Raw genomic sequence first — 17,327 nt, 5'->3', positions numbered from 1 at the left:
GTCAGGCCTTGCGCTGCACCATGCCGTTCATCCCCAGAAGCCAGCGCTTCTCCAGACGCACCTTGCGCCGTTCATGCAGCACGAGATCCGCCGTTGCCGAGAGAAGCGCCTGATCGACCCACCACTCCGGCGCGGTCCCGCCTTCGGTCAGCCCGGCGTAGAGCCTGCCGTAGATCGCCAGAAACTCCGCCGTCCCTGCCGTGGGCGCGGCCACCAGCGTCTGCGCCGTCACCCTGCGCCACGGCACGGCGGTGAGATAGCCGCGCGGCGAGTCAGGATTCGTCGCCATGTTGAGCAGCATGTCCTGCCCCTTCAAGCTGTCGACCAGCGGCGTCACCGCTTCGCAGAACAGCGCATCGGCGTCCGAAGTGACCAGCACCTGCTTGTAATGCGCCAGAAGCTCCGGCAGCCGCAGGAAACGCACGGTGGCGAAATAGGCAGTTGGCGCGCGGGGCACGTCTTCGAAAGAGTGGCGCAGATGCGGCGCGTCGAGGATCGCCGTGGGGTCGGGGTTGATGACGTGGAAGTGCAGGTTGGCCCGGCCCTGCGCGGTATCGGCCAGACGCTGGGCATAGCGCGCGTAATAGGTGCCATCCAGCCCCACCACCACGATTGGCAGGGCATCGGCAAAGCCGCGGTCGCTGGCAAAGCGCATTGGCGGCAGGACGGGGCCCGCGCCGGAGCGCGCCCAGTCGGAATAGGTCGCAAGCGGCCTTAGCGACAGGAGCCCGCCGTTGTGGTGCCGCTTCACCCCCTTTTCAAGAAGCGCGCGGCGGGCGTTGTCGAACTGGGCATAGGCCGCGACCAGTGCGCCCTGCATGTAGAGAATGCCGCCCTGCAGCTGTCCGAGCTGCGGCCCGCCGTGACGCGCGTCATGGGCTCGGACATAGCGGATCACCCGCCCCAGCCCGTCCTGCCGCCGCGCCAGATCCTCCAGCGAGACCTGCTTCTGGTCGCCCGCAAGGCGCTTGGCATTGTGGTGGAAGGCCAGCTGCACGAGGAAGTCGCAAAGCACGTCCCGCATGCCCGGAGACATCTCGGCCGCTTCCAGCATTTCCACCATGTCGCCGGCGCTGAGGCGGATCGGGATTTCGGGCTTGTGGATGAAGATATTGTTCAGCCGCTTCGAGATCCGGTGCAGGTGGTCGGGATTGTCGGTGCGCAGCGCGATCAGCCTGTCGATCAGGCCGCGGTTCAACACTTCCCACGACAGCCCCTCGAGGTCGGCCTTGGCGCGCGGCTCCTTCGCAGCGGGCTTGGGCGCAGGCTCGGCGCCATGCAGCGCGGCGATGCGCCTGCCGCGCAGGAAGCCCGGCCAATGGCCCTTGTCATTCTCCAGCATCAGGTCGATCACCCCCGCCAGCATCTCGATGTGGCGCAGCTCGTCGGGCGAGAAATGGTCGGAGGCGGCCAGCGACTGCGGCTTGGCGCAGGCAGTGTCCACGGCTTTCTCCAACTCGCGCACCATCACCGGATCGGCGGCGAGCACCGTGCGGTCCAGCGTCTGCGCATCCGCGAGATAGTGGCGGCGGATGCGTTCGGCCAAGGCACGGTCAAGCTGCAGTCGGGTCTGCGTCCCACGCCGCGCCTTTGCGGCGGCCAGCGCGAGCGTCCAGCCCATCGCGTGACGCAGCGGTTTCGCCCGGTGCTGCAGATGCGACTGCACCTGACGCACGAAAGCCAGATCCTCGAGGCAGAGCGTCTCGTTGGTCGAGTCGTCCTCGATCTGCAGCCGTGCCTCGGGGCCGAAGACGGTGCGGGCGAAATCCTCCAGCACCGACTGGCCGTGTAACCTGTCGCGGACCATGGCGCGCAGCAGGAAGCGGCTGCCGAAGACAGTCTGCCAGGGAGCGAGCCGCTTCACATAGTCGAGCCGGCCCGACTTGGCCATCGTCTGGTGATAGGCTTCTAGTGTCCCCTGGAAATGGCCGAGCTTCACGTCTTCGGCGAAGTTCGACAGGATGCGGCCGGCATGGGGGCGCAGGTAGCAGACGATCCGGTGATCGGTGACATGCGGCAGGAAGAAACGCTCCATCGCCGCCTTCAGCGCCTTGGGGTCGGCGCCCTCGAACTCCTCCGCCGAGAAGATCGCCGTGTCGAAGCCGCCTTCCGCCAGCCGCTTGGCCTCGGTCTCGAGGTTGGGCACGGCGGCGGAGCCGGGCAGGAACTCGCCCGTCGTTGCGAAATGTTCGACATGACGGCGCAGCCCGTTGTGGTTCAGAGCCGCGGTATAGAGAATGCGCCGTCCCTCGACGCGCAGGCTTCCCGTGGCAAGCGCGTGCTGGATCGCGGTCGATCCGGTCTTGTGGTGACCGATGTGGAAGATCAGTTCTGGGCCGTTCATCGCTATACCTCTGCCCCGCCGCCGGCGGACGAATGACGGCAAGGCTAGACCACGGAATCCGCAGACGGACAATGATCCGCGTTCGGGCGCGGCCAAGTTGCGCCACCCTGTCAGGCGGATCGGCAACATGGCGCACATCGCAGGGCGGGAAAGCCCCGATTGCTCAAGAGGGGAAAAACAACGCCGATTTATGCGGTCGGTTCCGCGCAGACCTGTCTTTAAGGTGCGTCGAGGCGAAGTTTTCATTGCGCGGGTTGCCCCGAGCCACTAGACGCCGCGCCAAGCACGCAGGGCATCCGCCGCATCGGGCCGGATATGGATATCTTTCTTCACCTCCTCAACAGCACGACGCTGATCACCTCCATCGCGCTTCTCTACGGCACCGTGCAGCGCGCGCTGGATGGGCAGGCGCTTCGCCATGTCGTGCTCGGGATGCTCTTCGGCGCGGGGGCCTCGCTGTCGATGCTTCAGCCGATGGTCGTCTCGGAAGAGGTGATCGTCGACTCCCGGCGGCTGTTCCTCGGATTTGCGGGGGCCTTCGCCGGGCCGATGGCGGCGTCCATCGCCTTCGTGCTGGCGACGACGATGCGGGTCGCGCTGGGGGCGTCGGAGCATGCGCTGGTCGAGATCTGCCTGATGTTCGTGACCGTGCTCATGGGCCTTCTGTGGAGCCTCCTCGCCGAGCGCCTTGCCTTGCGCGGTGCGAAGGGGCTGCTGCTGCTCGGGGTGATGATCTCCACCTCGCTCTTCGGGATCTTCTTCCTGCCGAGCTACGAGGACGTCCACACGAGGCCGTGGATCCCCGCGCTGCTCGTGGCCTACAACATCGCGGGGGCGCTGACGCTGGGCGGCGTCATCCTGCGCGACCGGCGGCGGGCGCGGCGCGAGCGGGCGGCGCAGCAGGATGCCGAGACCGATCCGCTGACCGGGCTCCTGAACCGGCGCAACCTCGATCAGGTCTTCAAGGCGACTACGCGGCGGGGCAGCCGGGGGAGCGTGCTGTTCCTCATCGACATCGACCGTTTCAAGGGCATCAACGACCGCTTCGGCCACGCGGTGGGCGACCGGGTGCTGCGGGCGGTGGCGCAGAGTCTGCGCAGCACCGTCCGCGACGGCGGCCAGATCCTGCGGCTCGGCGGCGAGGAATTCGCGATCTTCCTCGGCAATGCCTCGCAGGAGGAGGCGCGGGCGGTCGGCGCACGGATCGTCGAGCAACTGCGCATGACGCTGACGCTGAGCAGCGAGGTTGCCATTTCGGTCACCTCGAGCGTCGGGGCGCATCATTGGCAGCGCAGGGACATGAGCTTTGCCGAGGCCTACGAGGCCGCCGATGCCGCGCTCTATGCCGCCAAGGAGAGCGGGCGCGACTGTCTGGTCTTCACTCTCGCCTTGCCGAAGCAGGATCGGGGCGATCTGCGGCGTGCGATCTGATTGGTTTGATTGGTTCGCCATTGTTTGGGTGGAGCGCTTGCCAATTGACCTGCAACAGTTGACTCGTAAGGCCTGCACCACTAGTGAACCATGAAAGTTTTTGGTTCAGCATTGGTCAGGAGCGCGCCGTGGGGTTGGAGATCGAGATCGGAACGCTGCTCGTCTGGGTCGGCGCGCTGGTCGTCGCCGGGCTCGTGGGCGGGCTTCTGGCCGGGTTGCTCGGGGTCGGTGGCGGGATCATCATCGTGCCGGTGCTCTATCACCTGCTCTCGGCGATGGGCGTCGATGACGACATCACCATGAAGATTGCCGTTGCCACCTCTCTCACCACGATCATCGCCACCTCGGCCGTGTCGATCCGCAGCCATCACCGCCGGGGTGCGGTGGATGTGGCTTTGCTGAAAAGCTGGGGGCTGCCGATCTTTCTCGGCGTCATCGCCGGCACGGCGATCGGCGGGAGGGTCGATGGCGAGGTGCTGACGGCGGTCTTCGCGGGGGTTGCGCTCCTGGTGGCGGCGAACATGCTGTTCGGCGGTGGCAAGTGGGCCGAGGGATTTCCGAACCGGGTGGTGAAGGCGGTGGCTGGGGTGTTCGTCGGGCTGGTGTCGGCGCTGATGGGGATCGGCGGCGGCACGCTGAGCGTGCCGATCCTCAACGCCGTGGGCTACGACATCCGCAAGGCCGTCGGCACGGCGGCGGCGATCGGCTTCATCATCGCCATTCCCGGGACCATCGGCTATGCGCTGGCCGGGCTGGGCAGTGACGACCTGCCGCCCTATTCGCTGGGCTATGTCAACGTGTTGGGCGCGGTTCTTCTGGTGCCGATGACCATGGCGATGGCGCCGGTCGGGGCACGGCTGGCGCACTCCATCGACCGCAGGCTGCTGCAGCGCTGCTTTTCGTTGTTTCTGTTCCTGACCTCGGCCAGGATGTTCTACGACCTGTTGAGCTGAGGTGGCGATGCGCGCGGGGGACGGAACGGCGGAACGGCTGCGCGCGCGCCTGCTGGTGGAGGATGCGGGCGTGGTCTCTGAAGGTCGACTGCTGCCCGAGCGTGCGCTGGCCGAAGCTCTGGGCATCGGGCGGCGCGAGTTGCGGCAGGCGCTGGCGCTGCTGGAAACCGAGGGGCTGATCCTGCGGCGGCAGGGGCAGGGTACCTTTCTCGCCTCGCAGGTGACGGCGCAGGCCGATCTCGGCCTGATTACCAGCCGCACCAGCCCGGTCGAGATCATGGAGGTGCGCCGCGCCATCGAGCCGCAACTGGCCCGCATCGCAGCCCTGCGTGCCACCCCGACCGACATCGACCAGCTGCAGCGGCTGGCTGAACGCGGGGGAGAGGCAACCTCGGGCACGCAATACGAAAAGCTCGACAGCCAGTTCCACGGCAGGATCGCGGAATGCGTGCGCAACAGCCTGTTCCTCGACCTGTTCCAGCTGGTCGCCTCGGTGCGGACGGCGCAGAACTGGTCAGGGATGCGCGAGCGGACCTTCGCGCCCGCCCTGCGCGACCGTCTGGTCGCCCAGCACGTCGGCATCGCCGAGGCCATCGCCGTGCGCGACCCCGATCTGGCGCAGGCGCGGATGGCGGCGCATCTGGGCCTCGTGCTCGACGTGGTGGGCGATTAGGGTCAGTCCTCGGAGCGCCCGGTGCCCTCGCGGTCCCGCTCGTAGTGGTGGCGCAGCGGGAAGGGCGGCAGCCAGCTTTCGCGGCGCAGAGTCCAGAGCTCGTAACTCGGCCGGAACCGGTCCGGCGCGTCGAGGCTGCCGAGGTTCACCTCCACCTCGTCGCCGGAGCGTCCGAAGACCGGCGAACCGCAGGTGGGGCAGAAGAAGCGGCCCCCGTAATCGCGCGCCTCCCCGGTCACCACCACCGCCTCCTGCGGGAAGATCGCCGAGGCGTGGAACAGCGCGCCATGATGCTTGCGGCAGTCTAGACAGTGGCAGAGGCCGACCCGGTAGGGCTGGCCCCGCGCCTCGATCCTGAGCGCCCCGCAGCGGCAGCCGCCGGTGATGCTGTCCATGATCGTCCCCTGTTCCGGCAAGGCGGCGGGCGTCGTTGGGCCAGCCTAGCGCGAGGCTGCGTAATAGGCGACCTTGCGTTCGAGGAAGGCGAGGAACTCCGACAGCGAGAAGGCGAGACCGAAGAGCACGATCAGCACGGCCCAGAACTCGGCCATCAGGAAGTTGCTGGAATAGGTCTCGAACAGCGCGCCGAAGCCGACAATCGAGATCAGCAGCTGGCCGATGATGACGCCCTTCACCGCGCGGATCACCCCGATCCGCACGCCACCGAGGATCTCGGGCAGGGCGGCCCAGAAGTAGACTTTCACGAAGGCATCCATCGGCGAGGCGCCGAAGCTGCGGGCCATCTCGACCAGCGAGCGGTTGATCTGCTTCACCCCGGCGCGGGCGTTGAGGATGATGATCCAGATCGCGAAGAGCGTGGTGGTGATGATGACCGTGCGGGTGCCGAAGCCGAAGAGCACCATCAGCACCGGGACCAGCGCGGTGAGCGGGGCGGAGAGGAAGATGTTGACCCAGGGCAGCAGCATCTCGTCCAGCAGGCGGCTCTTGCCCATCAGGATGCCGACCGGGATGCCGATCACCACCGAGAAGAAGACGCCCGCCCAGAAGGCATAGGCGGTGACGCCGAGCGCGTTGAGGAAGGCCGGGGTCTGAACGAGGGCGACGAGCGTGACCAGAACCTCGGAGATCGGCGGGATGAAGAAGGTCAGGTCAAGCTGGCCGACGATCTCCCACAGGGCGGCCCAGAGCAGCAGCGAGGACATGGCGGGCAGGCGGTAGCCGAGAAAGGTCATCTCCGGTCACTCCACATAGCTGCGCAGCGATGCCCAGATTTCATCGACGATATCGAGGTATTCCGGGTCGCGGCGAATGTTGTCGACGCCCTTGCCGCGGAAGCTGGTGGGGCGGATGATCTCGGACACGCGGCTGGGGCGGGGCAGCAGGATGGCGATCTGGTCGGAGACGTAGACCGCCTCCTCGATGGAATGGGTGACGAAGATGAAGGTCTTCTTCTCGTTCTGCACCAGCGACAGGAGATCCTCCTGGAACTTGCGCCGGGTCTGCTCGTCCACCGCCGAGAAGGGCTCGTCGAGCAGCAGCACCTGAGCATCGACCGACAGGGCGCGGGCGAGGCCGACGCGCTGGCGCATGCCCCCCGAGAGCTGATGCGGAAACTTCTTCTCGAACCCGGCGAGGCCGACGTCGCGGATATATTTCTCGGCGATCGCTTCGCGTTCCGATTTGGCCACGCCGCGCAGCTCCAGCCCGAAGGCCACGTTGCGGATCACGCTGGCCCAGGGCAGCAGGGCGAAATCCTGGAACACGAAGGCGCGGTCGGGGCCGGGCCCGGTGACGGTCTTGCCTTCGACCTCGATCTGGCCGGAGGTGGGCTGCATCAGCCCGGCAATGATCTTGAGAAGCGTGGTCTTGCCGCAGCCCGAAGGGCCGAGCAGCGAGGTCAGCTCGCCGCGCGGAAACTCCAGCGACAGATCCTTCAGCGCCTGCACATCGCCATAGGTCTTGGAGACGTTCTTGACGGAAACGGCGCTGCCGGGGGCCGTGGAGGCGAGGGCGGGGGGGAGCACGGTGGGCCGCGTGTCCGGCTTAATCTGAGACATAGCCACGGTTATTCCCTTCGAAGAGATAGTTTTCCAAGGTCTCCAGCAGGTTCAGAAACAGCACCGCGAGGAGGATGATGGAGAAGATTGCCGCATACATGCTTGGATAGTCGGCAATGGAGCGGCTGTAGGTGATGATGTCGCCGACGCCGGTCGGGGTGATCTTCAGCTCCGACAGGATCGCGCCGATGAAACCGGCCGACACTCCGAGCCGCAGGCCGGAGAAGATGATCGGCGAGGCGGCGGGCAGGATGATCTTCAGCAGCACGTCATGGTCCTTGGCCATGAACGACCGCGCCATCTCCTTGATCGAGCCGGGGGTGTTGCGGACGGCGCTCGCAGTGTTCAGCACGATCACCGGCATGGCCATGATGCAGACCACGAAGACCTTGGCGGTCAGGCCGATGCCATAGACCATCACCAGCAGCGGGATCAGCGCCGCCAGTGGCGCGGCCTGCATCACGATGAAGATCGGCGAGAAGATCCACTCGAAGCGGCTGCTCAGCCCGATCCAGAGCCCGACGCTGATGCCGACGATGGCCGAGATGACGATGCCCACCATGAGCGGGCGCAGCGTCTCGCCATAGGCCACGAAGATCGAGCCGTCGGAGGTCATGCGGGCCAGGGCCGCCATGGATTCGAGGAAAGTTGGAAAGGCGTAGCTGACCGGAATGCGGCCCGCGATTTCCCAGGCGCCGAAGACGATGGCGGCGGACAGGAGCTTGAGCAGCAGGGAGCGGTGTTTCATGTGTCTGTCCCGAGGTCGTCTGTGTCAGAAACCCGCTGTCGGCCGGGGATCCGGCCGACAGCCCGTGGACATGGTTGGATCACTTCATCGCGGCATCGAGCGGCGCGAAATACCAGAAGTCCTCGGGGTTCAGCGTCGCCGGATCGCCTTCCAGCTGGCCCGCGCCGACATACCATTCGAGATCGGCCTTCGCCGCCTCGCGCCCGCCGCCGTTCGGGTCGTAGAGCCCGCCTTCGACCGCGTTCTTGTAGAAGCCGTCGAGCTCGGCCAGCACGGTCGGGGGCAGCTGGCCGATCGGGCCGTCCGGATCGGTCTCGCGGCTGACCATGGTCGGGTCTTTCGCCATGTCGGTCCAGGTGCTGTGCAGCGCCTTGACCAGCGTGTTCACCGCCTCCTCATTCTCCTGGATCCAGTCGAGATTGGCAAAGAGCGCCTCGTCGCTGGCTTTCACCTCGAACATCGGCAGCGCGTGGAAGCGGTCGGGCGCCTCGGCCACCAGTTTGTTCTTGTTGGAGAGATCGAGGATCGTGGCTTTGGCCTGGCCCGCCAGCATCGCCACCACCCGCTTGTCCGAGCCCGGCACGTAGGAGCGCTCGCCGAGCGTGATGCCGGCCCTCTCTTCGATGACATTGGCGATGGAGTCGGTGCCGCCGCCGCGGGAATGCAGCATGATCGGCTGGCCGTTCAGGTCCTCGAGCTTGGTGAACTCGGTCGTGGTGACCGGGAAGAACACCAGTTTCGACAGCTGGAAGATGATCCTGACCGGTGCCTTCGAGCGCTGCATGGCGGCGTAGGGGGTGCCGAAGGCGATATCCATGTCGCCGCTGAGCACGGCCTGGATGGCGAGCTCCTCCTCGGCGAAGGCGGTCCATTCGTAGTCGAGGCCATCGGCCCTGGCCCGGTCGAGCGCCACGAAGAAGGCGGCGAGCTCGTCGGAGGGCGGTTCGGCAAGGGCGATGCGGATGGTCTCGGCGCTGGCAGCCGTGGCCATCAAGCTGGCGGCAACCGCCAGTCCGGCAAGTCTCCTGACAAAGGTATTCATGGTTCTCCTCCCTGAGAATTCATGCACGTCCCTGATGTTATGTGCCGTTCCATACGCCTCCTGATGGTCCGGGTCGTCCTGCCTGTCTCCTTTCAGTTCTCGCCGAAGAGCCGCTGCGCCACGGAGCGCAGATGCTGGCGCATGGCCTCGTACGCCGCCGCCGGATCGCGGTCGGCGATGGCGGCGGTGATGGCAAGGTGCTCGGCGAAGCTCGAATGGTCGGGCGAGGGCCGGGGGCTCTGACGCTCCACGCTGCCCCAGGCCACGGCGCGGCGCACCTCGTTCAACTGGTCGAAGAGCGAGAGCAGCAGAAGGTTGTCGCTGGCTTCGGCCACGGCGCGGTGAAACACGTCGTCCTGCGCCTCGTATTCCTTCCAGGTGGTCGCGGACCTGGCGCGGTCGACAGCGCGCTGCATCCGGGCAATGGCCTCGCCCGAGGCATTCACGGCCGCTTCCCGGGCGATGGCGGGCTCGATGGTGGCGCGGGCGCGCATCATCCGGAACGGCGTCAGCTGCCGGCCCAGCTCCACCAGTGCGCCGGTTGGCCGCCGGGTTTCGTCATCGGCGACGAAGGTGCCCTTGCCAACATGCCGCCAGATCACCCCGTCCCGCTCCAGCGCGTCCAGGGCCTTGCGCAGCGTGGCGCGGGTCATGCCAAGTTCGTCTGTCAGATGGCGTTCGGGCGGCAGACGCACGCCCCGGGTGAAGCCCCCCTCGGCGATGTAGCTGCGCAGCCGCGACACGGGATCGAAGTTGTCGGCTGTCTGGTCAGACATGGTCCGTCACCCGCTAATTGGTTGACCAATCCATTGCACGATTCGCCCCAAATCGCAATGAAATAATCAATCAATGGCGGATAGGCCGCGATATACCAGTGCATACTGAGATTGATCGAGATTGATTTTGCCGGGATGCTGCGCTACCGTCCGAGGCACCGTCATTGCCAAGAGGTGAAAAATGGCCGATTTCGTGATCCCCGCCCCGCCTGTCCCGACCATCCCCGTCGTCGGCGGAGGCGCGTTTCCCGTGCGCCGCGTCTACTGCATCGGGCGCAACTATGCCGCCCATGCCGTCGAGATGGGCCATGACCCCGACCGCGAAGCGCCGTTCTTCTTCCAGAAAAACCCCAACAACCTCGATGCCTCGGGTGAGTTTCCCTATCCGCCGCAGTCCTCCGACGTGCATCACGAGGTCGAATTGGTGGTGGCGCTGAAATCGGGCGGGACCAACATCCCGGTGGAGTCGGCGCTCGACCATGTCTGGGGCTACGCCGTCTCTCTCGACATGACGCGGCGCGACCTGCAGGGCGAGGCCAAGAAGCAGGGCCGTCCGTGGGAGATCGGCAAGGCCTTCGAGCGCTCGGCCCCCGTGGGCGCGCTGACGCCGGTGAGCGATCTGGGCGATCTGACCAACGGGCGCGTGGAGCTGAAGGTGAACGGCGCACTCAAGCAGGAGGGCGACCTGAACCAGATGATCTGGAAGGTGCCGGAAATGATCTCCTATCTCTCGGACTACTTTGAATTGCAGGCGGGCGACGTTATCATGTCGGGCACGCCGTCCGGCGTCGGGCCGGTTGTGAAGGGGGATACGATGGATGCCTCGATCGAAGGTCTGGGCACGCTGACCGTCAAGGTCGTCTGAGCGTCGGGGCCTTCGGGCCCCGATCTTCCGGATATGTCGGGTGGTGTCGGCGGCGTTGTCGTGTAGACCTCGGTGATACGTCGAAGCGATTCATGTGAATAAACAAGACAGGCTGAAGAAAATGACTGAACGTCCCGTCCCCGACATCATCTACACCAAGGTCGATGAAGCGCCGCAGATCGCCTCTGCGTCGCTTCTGCCCGTCATCCGCGCCTTCGCGGCGGCGGCCGGTGTCACGGTCGGCACCAAGGACATCTCGCTTGCCGGGCGCATCATCGCCGCCTTTCCCGAGCGCCTGACCGAGGCGCAGCGCCAGCCCGACGATCTGGCCGAGCTGGGCGAGCTGGTGAAGACGCCAAACGCCAATGTCATCAAGCTGCCCAACATCTCGGCCTCGACGCCGCAGCTGGTGGCCGCGATCAAGGAACTGCAGTCGCAGGGCTACGATCTGCCCGACTACCCCGAAGCGCCCGCCACCCCCGAGGAAAAGACCGCCCGCGCCCGCTACGACGCGATCAAGGGGTCGGCGGTGAACCCGGTGCTGCGCGAGGGCAACTCCGACCGTCGCGCCGCGGTGGCCGTGAAGAACTTCGCCAAGGCCAACCCGCATTCGATGGGCGCCTGGGCGTCGGACAGCAAGACCTATGTCTCGACCATGGGGAGCGGCGATTTCCGCAGCAACGAGACCTCGGTGACGATCACCGACGCGCAGGCCGGTCCTGCGCGGATCGAGCATGTGGCGCAGGACGGCAAGGTGACCGTGCTGAAGGAGGGCGTGAGCTACCCCGCCGGCACCGTTGTCGATGCGACCTTCATGTCGGCCAAGGCACTGAGCGCGTTCCTGGCCGAGCAGATCGAGGGCTCGAAGCGCAACGGTGTGCTGTTCTCGATCCACCTCAAGGCCACGATGATGAAGGTCTCCGATCCGATCATCTTCGGCCATGCCGTGCGCCAGTTCCTCAAGCCGGTCTTCGACAAGCACGGCGAGGCGCTGATGGCCGCGGGCGTCAACCCGAACTCCGGTCTCGGCACGCTGATGGAGCGGGTCGCCGAGATGCCGGAGCGCGCGGCGATCCAAGCGGACATCGAGGCGGTGATGGCCGAGCGCCCGCCGATGTACATGGTGAACTCCGACAAGGGGCTGACCAACCTGCATGTGCCCTCTGACGTGATCGTCGACGCCTCGATGCCGGCGCTGATCCGCGCGGGCGGCAAGGGCTGGGGGCCAGACGGCAAGGCCGCCGACACCAATTGCGTCATCCCCGACAGCAGCTATGCCGCGATCTATGACGAGACGGTGAGCTACTTCAAGGCGACCGGCGCGCTCGATCCGTCGACCGCGGGCACGGTGCAGAACATCGGCCTGATGGCGCAGAAGGCCGAGGAATACGGCTCGCACCCGACCACCTTCGAGATCGCCTTGGCGGGCACGGTGCGCCTGGTCGCGGCAAACGGCGACGTGCTGCACCAGCACGAGGTCGAGGCCGGGGACATCTGGCGCGCGGCCTCGACCCGGCGCGCGCCGATCGAGGACTGGGTGAAGCTTGCCATCTCGCGGCAGAAGGCCGAGGGTTGTCAGGCGGTGTTCTGGCTCGACGAGACGCGCCCGCATGACGCCGAGCTCATCCGCTACGTCACGCCGATCCTCGACGCCGAAGGCGTGGCCGACCGCTTCCAGATCCTCGCCCCGCGCGAGGCGACGTGGCTGGCGCTGGAGACGATCCGCAAGGGCGAGAACTCCATCGCCATCACCGGCAACGTGCTGCGTGACTATCTGACCGACCTCTTCCCGATCCTCGAGCTCGGCACCTCGGCCAAGATGCTGTCCATCGTCAAGCTGATGAATGGCGGCGGCATGTTCGAGACCGGGGCCGGCGGCTCGGCCCCCAAGCACGTGCAGCAGATCATGGAAGAGAACCACCTGCGCTGGGATTCCCTGGGCGAATTCTGTGCCTTGGGCGAAAGTCTGAAGTTCCTCTCCGAAGTGTCGGGCAACCGCAAGGCCGAGGTTCTGGGCAAGGCGGTGGATGCGGCGACGCAGGGCGTGCTCGACAACGACAAGTCGCCCGGCCCGAAGGTCGGCAAGACCGACAACCGCGACAGCCACTTCTACTTCGCGCTCTACTGGGCCGAGGCGCTGGCGGCGCAGGGCGAGGATGCCGAGCTTGCCGCGCATTTCGCGCCCATCGCCAAGGCGCTGGCCGAGAACGAGGCAAAGATCGTGGAGGAGCTTGCCGCGGTGCAGGGCAAGCCTGCCGATCTGGGCGGCTACTACCACACCGATCCGGCCAAGGCCGAAGCGGTGATGCGGCCCTCGGCCACCTTCGCGCAGATCATCGGCTGATCCCGCGCTTCGGACGGAGTTGAAACGAGGCCGGGCCCTGCGCCCGGCCTCGTCACATGTCGAGCGATAATTGCCGGGGCGGGGGCGCCAGCTTCTGCCCCATCTCCTGCTCGCCAAGAAAGGATTGCGCTGCCGCGACAATGGACGCGCGATGCTCGGGCGTCATCTGCCCGAGGCTGCGATAGGGCAAACCCATGCGCGGGTTGCTGCGCAGCCGGTCCTCGTTCTCGATCAGGAAATTCCAGTAGAGATAGTTGAAGGGGCAGGCCTTGGGGCCGAGTTTCTGCTTCGGATCGAAAGCGCAGCCCGCGCAATAGTCCGACATCCGGTCGATATAGGCGCCCGAGGCGGCATAGGGTTTCGAGCCCATCCGCCCGCCATCGGCATGCATCACCATGCCATGCACGTTGGGCAGCTCCACCCAGTCATAGGCATCGACATAGACGACCAGATACCACTCCTCGATCTGGCGCGGCTCGATGCCCGCGAGCAGCGCGAAATTGCCCGTCACCATCAGCCGCTGGATGTGATGCGCATAGCCATGCCGCCGCGAGGTGCCGATGCAGTCCGCCAGACAGCGCATCGGCGTCTCGCCCGACCAGTAGAACCACGGCAGATCGCGCCTGGCCCCGAGGTGGTTGCTCGCCGCATAGGCCGGCATCTCGGACCAGTAGATGCCGCGCACGAACTCGCGCCAGCCGAGGATCTGGCGGATGAAGCCCTCGACCGCGTTCAGCGGCGCCTCTCCGGCGCGGAAGGCGGCCTCGGCGCGGTAGCAGACCTCTGCCGCGGTCAGGAGCCCGCAGTTGAGATAGGGCGAGATCAACCCGTGGAAGAGGAAATCCTCGCCCGCCTTCATCGCATCCTGGAAATCCCCGAAGCGGGGCAGGCTGGATGCAACGAAGTCCTCCAGGGCCGCCAGCGCGTCCTTCCGCGTCACCGCCCAGCCGAAGAATTCGAGATCGCCGAAATGATCGGCAAAGCGGCTGCCGACCAGCGCCATCACCTCGCGCGTGGTGGGGTCGGGCTCAAAGCGCAGGCGCTGCGGCGGGGCGAGGCCGCGGGGCAGGGGCTTGCGGTTGTCGTGATCGAAGTTCCACTGCCCGGCCTCGGGCTTGCCGTCCTGCATCAGAAGCCCGGTGCGGCGGCGCATCTCGCGGTAGAAATTCTCCATCCGCCCGGTCTTCTTCACCTCGGTCAGATGCACGAACTCGGCCCGCGAGCAGAAGAAGCGATCGTCCTCGCGGATCTCGACCGGCAGGCCGAGCTCGGCGCTCCAGTCGCGCATCCGCTCCCAGACGCGCCATTCGCCGGGCTCGGTGACGACCACCGCCTCGGGGGCATGGCGTTGGGCGGCGCGGGCCAGCTCGCCGGTGAAGCTGTGGCTGTTCTCGGGATCGTCCAGCCGGACGTAATCGACCCGCACCCCTTCGGCTGCGAGCTCTTCGGCAAAATGCCGCATGGCCGAGAGGAGCAGCACGATCTTCTGCTTGTGATGGCGCACATAGCCGGTTTCCTCGGCCACCTCGACCATCAGCACCACGTCCTGCGCCTTGTCGAGATCGGCCAGCGCGCTCAGATCGCGCGTCAGCTGGTCGCCCAGAACGAAACGGAGCCTGCCGGTCATGCGGGCCGCGCCTCGCGCGCAGGCCGGGCGGCGCGGCATCGGTCGGAGCAGTGGCGCACCTCGGGCCAGTCGCGCTCCCATTTCTTGCGCCAGGCGAAGGGGCGGCCACAGGTGGCGCAGATCTTGCTGGGCAGATCGGCCTTCTTGCGCATCTTAGCCACGGTCGGCTCTCCGTCTTGGCCGGGACGGGCTGGCCCCGGAGGCCTGAGCATCGCCTGCGGGGGCGGGGCGCACAAGCCGTCTCGGCGCGGAAGGCCGCGGGCCGGCCTTTGCCGCGGCGCGGTCTTGCCGCAGGCCCCGGTGCCTGATCCTATGGCGCGGCACAGATATCGGGGATGCATCCATGGTCCTTCACGCCCTGCCGCCGGCGGTTCAAGGCTTCGCCCGCTCCTTCTCGCTGGCGGGGCTGCTTCTGGCGACGCTGTTCTTCGCCGCCTCGCTCTCGCCCAGCCTCATCCCGCGAAGCCCGGTGGTGCAGGGCGCCGTCTCGGGCGTTTGCCTCGCGGCGGGCTATGGCATCGGCGTGGCGCTCGGGCAGATCTGGCGCTACCTGCAGCTGCCGCGCTGGCGGCCCGGCCCGGTGCCGGTGCTGGTGGCGGCGGGGATCTGCCTCGGCATCGCCTTCTGGTTTCTCTGGCGTGCCTCGGACTGGCAGAACGCGATCCGCAGCCTGATGGAGCTGGAGCCGGTGGAGACATCGCGCCCGCTCGAGGTGGCGTCGCTGGCGATCCTGCTGTTCCTCATCCTCGTGCTGATCGCGCGGCTCTTCGGCTGGCTGTTCCGCACCCTCTCCCGGCGCCTCGCGCGTCATGTCCCGCCGCGGATCTCGCGCATCGTCGGCTTCACCCTGGCGCTGGCGCTGTTCTGGGGCGTCGCCAACGGGGTGCTGCTGAACGTCGGGCTGCGGATGTCGGACGGAGTCTACAAGCAGCTCGACCTGATGATCGAGGACGGGATCCTGCAGCCCGAGGACCCGATGAAGACCGGCAGCCCCGCCTCGCTGGTTAGCTGGGCGAGCCTCGGGCGGGCAGGGCGCGAGATGGTCGCCCGCGGCCCGACCCGCGCCGAGATCGAGGCCTTCACCGGCGCGCCCGCGCTGGAGCCGATCCGGGTCTATGTCGGGCTGAACGCCGCCGAGACCCCCGCCGAGCGCGCCGATCTGGCGCTGCGCGAGCTGCTGCGCGTCGGCGCCTTCGAGCGCTCGGTGCTGGTCATCACCACGCCGACCGGCACCGGCTGGGTCGATCCCGAAAGCCAGATCCCGCTGGAATACCTGCACCACGGCGATGTGGCGAGCGTTGTGGTGCAATACTCCTATCTCACCAGCGTGCTGGCGCTGCTCTTCGAGCCGGATTACGGGCGCGAGACCGCCGAGGCGCTGTTCGACGCGGTCTACGGCCATTGGACGGCGCTGCCGCGCGACGCCCGGCCCCGGCTCTATCTGCACGGGCTGAGCCTCGGTGCGCTGAACTCCGACCTCTCGGCCGATCTCTTCAAGGTGATCGGCGATCCGCATGACGGCGCGCTCTGGGCCGGCCCGCCCTTCCCGAGCCGGACCTGGGGGCAGGTGACGGCGATGCGCGAGCCCGGCTCGCCGCAACGGCTGCCGCGCTTCCGCGACGGCTCGCTGATCCGCTTCACCGCGCAGGAGAACCATCTGGACGAGGCCCGCGCGCCCTGGGGGGCGATGCGCATCGTCTATCTGCAATATGCCAGCGACCCGGTCGTCTTCTTCGACCCCGCCGCCTGGTACCGCCCGCCCGCCTGGATGCGCGACCCCCGCGCCCCCGACGTGGCGCCCCAGTTCCGCTGGTATCCGGTGGTGACGCTGTTCCAGCTGACGCTGGACATGGCGACGGCCACGACGACGCCGATGGGCTACGGCCATATCTACGCGGCACCGCACTACATCGATGCCTGGCGCGCGGTGACGGAGCCGGAAGGCTGGGACGAGGCGCAAATCGCCCGGCTGAAGCGCGCGCTGGGGGGAGGGGAGTGACCCGTCAGCTGCGGCGGCTTCCGGGCGTATGCAGGTTTTGTGACGTGGCGCGGAAAACACGCATGCCGTGTTCCGCTTCAGCGCAAGCTTGCGCAGAAGGGTAAAAGCCGCCAAACGGGGACTGTCGCAAGGCGTGCTTCCCGCCTTGCAGGCACCGCATCCCGGGCCCCATCGCGGCAGCGCCGGTGCGGTAGCCGTGGGTGGGGGCAGAGGGACTGCGAGGGTCCGATGCTAAGCGTTATCGGGGGTTGAAAAAGTTCATAGTGCCCCCGCTTTTCGTCTATGGCAATTGCAGGCAACACCCCTTGAAGTGGCGGTAGAACGCCCCTGCCTTTGGGACGCGGAAGCAACGCATTTACCGCTTCCCTTCGTACTCATGGCGCTTCAGTCGGATTTACGATCGGCGTCTCTGAGATGGTGCATTACGGGAAATGCTTACGCCTACGGGAATGAAACTCTGGACGCAATATATATTTTACGCGACGTAACGCCTTCTGACTCGTCGAG

General features: G+C 66.7%; 15 protein-coding genes. 6 read left to right on the top strand and 9 right to left on the bottom strand.

Going from position 1 to position 17,327, the window contains the following annotated elements; translation table 11 throughout:
- Position 1 precedes the first annotated feature (1 nt).
- Positions 2-2,344: a hypothetical protein gene (locus AC3A5Z_RS13930; protein WP_487519946.1), complete on the bottom strand. Its 2,343-nt coding sequence runs from the start codon at positions 2,342-2,344 to the stop codon at positions 2-4.
- A 315-nt stretch (positions 2,345-2,659) separates the two neighbouring features.
- Between AC3A5Z_RS13930 and AC3A5Z_RS13925 the strand changes: the two genes are divergently transcribed.
- The 3 genes from AC3A5Z_RS13925 to AC3A5Z_RS13915 all read left to right on the top strand — a co-directional run bounded on the left by AC3A5Z_RS13925 (position 2,660) and on the right by AC3A5Z_RS13915 (position 5,401).
- On the top strand, positions 2,660-3,775 hold the full coding sequence (locus AC3A5Z_RS13925) for a GGDEF domain-containing protein (RefSeq protein ID WP_487519945.1): 1,116 nt from the start codon (positions 2,660-2,662) through the stop codon (positions 3,773-3,775).
- A 128-nt stretch (positions 3,776-3,903) separates the two neighbouring features.
- Positions 3,904-4,728, top strand: a complete 825-nt coding sequence (locus AC3A5Z_RS13920; RefSeq protein ID WP_487519944.1) for a sulfite exporter TauE/SafE family protein — start codon at positions 3,904-3,906, stop codon at positions 4,726-4,728.
- A 7-nt stretch (positions 4,729-4,735) separates the two neighbouring features.
- Positions 4,736-5,401, top strand: a complete 666-nt coding sequence (locus AC3A5Z_RS13915) for a FadR/GntR family transcriptional regulator (protein WP_487519943.1) — start codon at positions 4,736-4,738, stop codon at positions 5,399-5,401.
- 2 nt (positions 5,402-5,403) lie between these two features.
- On the opposite strand, the gene AC3A5Z_RS13910 is transcribed toward AC3A5Z_RS13915, so the two are convergent.
- From AC3A5Z_RS13910 to AC3A5Z_RS13885, 6 genes are all read right to left on the bottom strand, one after another.
- Complete coding sequence (locus AC3A5Z_RS13910) at positions 5,404-5,796, bottom strand: GFA family protein (protein WP_487519942.1); 393 nt, start codon at positions 5,794-5,796, stop codon at positions 5,404-5,406.
- Between the two features lie 45 nt (positions 5,797-5,841).
- Positions 5,842-6,594 carry an ABC transporter permease gene (locus AC3A5Z_RS13905; RefSeq protein WP_487519941.1) on the bottom strand — a complete coding sequence of 251 codons (753 nt, stop codon included), beginning with the start codon at positions 6,592-6,594 and terminating at the stop codon, positions 5,842-5,844.
- Between the two features lie 6 nt (positions 6,595-6,600).
- Positions 6,601-7,419: an ABC transporter ATP-binding protein gene (locus AC3A5Z_RS13900; RefSeq protein ID WP_487519940.1), complete on the bottom strand. Its 819-nt coding sequence runs from the start codon at positions 7,417-7,419 to the stop codon at positions 6,601-6,603.
- Positions 7,406-8,167: an ABC transporter permease gene (locus AC3A5Z_RS13895; protein WP_487519939.1), complete on the bottom strand. Its 762-nt coding sequence runs from the start codon at positions 8,165-8,167 to the stop codon at positions 7,406-7,408. Before AC3A5Z_RS13895 ends, AC3A5Z_RS13900 begins: the two co-directional genes overlap by 14 nt.
- Before the next feature lie 79 nt (positions 8,168-8,246).
- Entirely contained in the window at positions 8,247-9,209 is a 963-nt protein-coding gene (locus AC3A5Z_RS13890; RefSeq protein ID WP_487519938.1) for an ABC transporter substrate-binding protein, read from the bottom strand.
- A 92-nt stretch (positions 9,210-9,301) separates the two neighbouring features.
- Positions 9,302-9,985 carry a FadR/GntR family transcriptional regulator gene (locus AC3A5Z_RS13885; protein WP_487519937.1) on the bottom strand — a complete coding sequence of 228 codons (684 nt, stop codon included), beginning with the start codon at positions 9,983-9,985 and terminating at the stop codon, positions 9,302-9,304.
- A gap of 181 nt (positions 9,986-10,166) precedes the next feature.
- Here AC3A5Z_RS13885 and AC3A5Z_RS13880 point away from each other — a divergent pair, with 181 nt between their 5' ends.
- On the top strand, positions 10,167-10,850 hold the full coding sequence (locus AC3A5Z_RS13880; RefSeq protein WP_487519936.1) for a fumarylacetoacetate hydrolase family protein: 684 nt from the start codon (positions 10,167-10,169) through the stop codon (positions 10,848-10,850).
- 121 nt (positions 10,851-10,971) lie between these two features.
- A complete protein-coding gene (locus AC3A5Z_RS13875; protein WP_487519935.1) occupies positions 10,972-13,194 on the top strand; it encodes an NADP-dependent isocitrate dehydrogenase in 2,223 nt (740 codons plus the stop codon).
- A 52-nt stretch (positions 13,195-13,246) separates the two neighbouring features.
- Here the strand turns inward: AC3A5Z_RS13875 and AC3A5Z_RS13870 are convergent, their stop codons facing one another.
- On the bottom strand, positions 13,247-14,821 hold the full coding sequence (locus tag AC3A5Z_RS13870) for a cryptochrome/photolyase family protein (RefSeq protein ID WP_487519934.1): 1,575 nt from the start codon (positions 14,819-14,821) through the stop codon (positions 13,247-13,249).
- Entirely contained in the window at positions 14,818-14,982 is a 165-nt protein-coding gene (locus AC3A5Z_RS13865; protein WP_487519933.1) for a DUF2256 domain-containing protein, read from the bottom strand. The genes AC3A5Z_RS13870 and AC3A5Z_RS13865 overlap by 4 nt, the downstream gene beginning before the upstream one ends.
- A 182-nt stretch (positions 14,983-15,164) precedes the next feature.
- On the opposite strand from AC3A5Z_RS13865, the gene AC3A5Z_RS13860 reads away from it, so the two are divergent.
- A complete protein-coding gene (locus AC3A5Z_RS13860; protein ID WP_487519932.1) occupies positions 15,165-16,820 on the top strand; it encodes an alpha/beta hydrolase in 1,656 nt (551 codons plus the stop codon).
- The last annotated feature ends 507 nt before the right edge of the window (positions 16,821-17,327 follow it).

Source organism: Cereibacter sp. Soil_C_27 (assembly GCF_057657095.1).
This window is presented reverse-complemented; position numbering and strand designations above follow the sequence as displayed.

What these genes read in the sequence shown, in the direction of transcription:
- AC3A5Z_RS13930 (WP_487519946.1), bottom strand. Translation starts at nt 2,344, where the DNA reads ATGAACGGCCCAGAACTGATCTTCCACATCGGTCACCACAAGACCGGA.
- AC3A5Z_RS13925 (WP_487519945.1), top strand. Translation starts at nt 2,660, where the DNA reads ATGGATATCTTTCTTCACCTCCTCAACAGCACGACGCTGATCACCTCC.
- AC3A5Z_RS13915 (WP_487519943.1), top strand. Translation starts at nt 4,736, where the DNA reads ATGCGCGCGGGGGACGGAACGGCGGAACGGCTGCGCGCGCGCCTGCTG.
- AC3A5Z_RS13910 (WP_487519942.1), bottom strand. Translation starts at nt 5,796, where the DNA reads ATGGACAGCATCACCGGCGGCTGCCGCTGCGGGGCGCTCAGGATCGAG.
- AC3A5Z_RS13905 (WP_487519941.1), bottom strand. Translation starts at nt 6,594, where the DNA reads ATGACCTTTCTCGGCTACCGCCTGCCCGCCATGTCCTCGCTGCTGCTC.
- AC3A5Z_RS13900 (WP_487519940.1), bottom strand. Translation starts at nt 7,419, where the DNA reads ATGTCTCAGATTAAGCCGGACACGCGGCCCACCGTGCTCCCCCCCGCC.
- AC3A5Z_RS13895 (WP_487519939.1), bottom strand. Translation starts at nt 8,167, where the DNA reads ATGAAACACCGCTCCCTGCTGCTCAAGCTCCTGTCCGCCGCCATCGTC.
- AC3A5Z_RS13890 (WP_487519938.1), bottom strand. Translation starts at nt 9,209, where the DNA reads ATGAATACCTTTGTCAGGAGACTTGCCGGACTGGCGGTTGCCGCCAGC.
- AC3A5Z_RS13885 (WP_487519937.1), bottom strand. Translation starts at nt 9,985, where the DNA reads ATGTCTGACCAGACAGCCGACAACTTCGATCCCGTGTCGCGGCTGCGC.
- AC3A5Z_RS13880 (WP_487519936.1), top strand. Translation starts at nt 10,167, where the DNA reads ATGGCCGATTTCGTGATCCCCGCCCCGCCTGTCCCGACCATCCCCGTC.
- AC3A5Z_RS13875 (WP_487519935.1), top strand. Translation starts at nt 10,972, where the DNA reads ATGACTGAACGTCCCGTCCCCGACATCATCTACACCAAGGTCGATGAA.
- AC3A5Z_RS13870 (WP_487519934.1), bottom strand. Translation starts at nt 14,821, where the DNA reads ATGACCGGCAGGCTCCGTTTCGTTCTGGGCGACCAGCTGACGCGCGAT.
- AC3A5Z_RS13860 (WP_487519932.1), top strand. Translation starts at nt 15,165, where the DNA reads ATGGTCCTTCACGCCCTGCCGCCGGCGGTTCAAGGCTTCGCCCGCTCC.